Here is a 2052-nt window from a genome sequence, read left to right as displayed (position 1 = left end):
GTGCTGATCGATCGGCCGCGTCAGATAGTCGTTGATGCCGAGTTCGAGGCCGCGGATGATGCGTCTCTCCTCGCCCTCATCGGCCAGGAGCATGATCGGCAGGAAGCGGGTGCGGTCGAGCGAGCGCAGTTGCGAGCAGAGCCTGAGCGCATCGAAATCGGCGAAGGCCGTCGAGATCAGCACGCATTCATAGGATGCCTCGGCGGCCTGGAAGAAGCCGGCATTCGGATCGGTAGCGACGTCGAGTTCGGCGCTGCCGCGCAGCATCTTCTGAATGCGCTCGATCGACGACTTGCGCTCATCGATCAGAAGCACCTTGGGCTTGGTGTCTTCGGTCGCGAAGTTGCGGCTCAAAAGCTCCTCGATGCCGATATTGCGCGTGGTCGAGGCGCGCAGCCGCAACTCGTCGGTCAGCGACTTCAGCCGGACCAGGCTCTTCACCCGGGTCATCAGTTGCAGATCATTGACCGGCTTGGTGAGGAAATCGTCGGCGCCGGCCTCGAGGCCGCGCACGCGGTCCGACACCTGGTCGAGCGCGGTGATCATGACGACCGGAATATGCGAGGTCGCCGGGTCGCTCTTCAGCCGCTTGCAGACCTCGAACCCGTCCATGCCCGGCATCATCACGTCGAGCAGCACCACGTCGACCTTGCCGTTCTCGCAGGTCTCGATCGCGTCGGGGCCGTTGCCGGCTGTCATCACCTCGAAATATTCGGCGAGCAGCCGGACCTCCAGCAGCCGCACATTGGCGGGGATGTCATCGACGACGAGGATCCGCGCGGTCATCTCAGAGGCTCCGGCTCGGCATCAGGCATCGCCCAGATAGGATTTGATCGTCTCGATGAAGCGTGGCACCGAGATCGGCTTGGAAATATAGGCCTCGCAACCGCCCTGGCGGATGCGCTCCTCATCGCCCTTCATCGCGAAGGCGGTGACGGCGATGACCGGGATCGAATGCAATTCGTCGTCTTCCTTCAGCCATTTGGTCACTTCCAGGCCTGAAACCTCGGGCAGTTGGATGTCCATCAGGATCAGGTCCGGCCGGTGCTGGCGCGCCAGGTCCAGTGCTTCCAGGCCGTTGCGCGTGCGAACTGTCTCGTAACCGCTGGCTTCGATGAGGTCCCGAAAGAGCTTCATGTTGAGCTCATTGTCCTCGACGATCATGACCTTCTTAGCCATCAATTTCCCGTCCCGACTGCCTCCGGAGCCGAAGACCGTCGTTATGCGTCCCTTCCGGATCGCACCCAACCCTTTTTCACTCTACGCCAATATCATTGACGAAACGGAAACCGAACGTTGGAAAAGCGTCAGGATTCCATCCGCGGGTGCAGGGCTGAAGCGGCTGAGACTTGCCGCAAGCGACGCTTGCCATTACTGCGGAGGAAAGACTCACATCCACACCAGCAGAAGGTAGTGATGGCGAACGCAGCGTCAATGCGCGAGGAGGCGGAAACCCTTGCTGTCAGGGCGCTTGGCTTCGTCGCCGGCGACCCGGAGCTTCTGCCCCGCTTCCTGGCGATAACCGGTATCGAGGCGCACTCGATCCGCAAGGCGGCGCAGGAGCCGGGCTTCCTCGCCGGCGTGCTGCAGTTCATCCTCGCCCATGAGCCGACGCTTCTGCGCTTTGCCGAGGAAACCGGCACGCCGCCGGCCGCCGTCGGCAAGGCTTTGCGCGCGCTGCCGCTCGGCAATGACGATCACGAGCGCTCGACGTGAGCGACGATCCCGAGACCGCGCGTCAGATCGAGGAGCTTGCCGCCGACGACCGGCCCCTTCTGGTGCTGGACGTCGACGACGTCGTGCTCGAATTCGTCCGGCCCTTTCCGCATTTCCTGAAAACGCGCGGCTTCCAGTTGACGCTCGCCTCCTTCCGCCTCACAGGCAACATCGCCAAGACGGCATCCGGCCGGCTGATCGAGCAGGCCGAGGTCACGGCCCTTCTCGGCGATTTCTTCGACGCGCAGGCCGATTGGCAAAGCATCACCGACGGCGCCGCGGAGGCGCTGGCGATGCTCGGGCGCCGCGCCGAGATCGTCCTGCTGACCGCCATGC

The 2052-nt window shown here is 63.3% G+C and carries 3 protein-coding genes and 1 pseudogene; 2 read left to right on the top strand and 2 right to left on the bottom strand.

Features of this window, described 5'->3' with window-relative positions; genetic code table 11:
- Both EOA29_RS34300 and EOA29_RS34295 read right to left on the bottom strand, forming a co-directional pair.
- A partial coding sequence (locus EOA29_RS34300) for a response regulator (RefSeq protein ID WP_127222250.1) occupies positions 1-786 on the bottom strand: 786 nt, incomplete at its 3' end.
- A gap of 21 nt (positions 787-807) precedes the next feature.
- Positions 808-1179: a response regulator gene (locus tag EOA29_RS34295; RefSeq protein WP_027166515.1), complete on the bottom strand. Its 372-nt coding sequence runs from the start codon at positions 1177-1179 to the stop codon at positions 808-810.
- Between the two features lie 237 nt (positions 1180-1416).
- On the opposite strand from EOA29_RS34295, the gene EOA29_RS34290 reads away from it, so the two are divergent.
- Positions 1417-1716, top strand: a complete 300-nt coding sequence (locus EOA29_RS34290) for a DUF3572 domain-containing protein (RefSeq protein ID WP_126093490.1) — start codon at positions 1417-1419, stop codon at positions 1714-1716.
- Positions 1713-2052 (top strand): annotated as a pseudogene (locus EOA29_RS34285) (hypothetical protein); the annotation flags it as partial. The gene EOA29_RS34290 and the pseudogene EOA29_RS34285, both read left to right, overlap by 4 nt.

This window comes from Mesorhizobium sp. M1E.F.Ca.ET.063.01.1.1, from assembly GCF_003998155.1.
Classification (GTDB): domain Bacteria; phylum Pseudomonadota; class Alphaproteobacteria; order Rhizobiales; family Rhizobiaceae; genus Mesorhizobium.
Note: the sequence above shows the minus strand (reverse complement) of the source record. Positions and strands in the feature narration are given on the sequence as shown.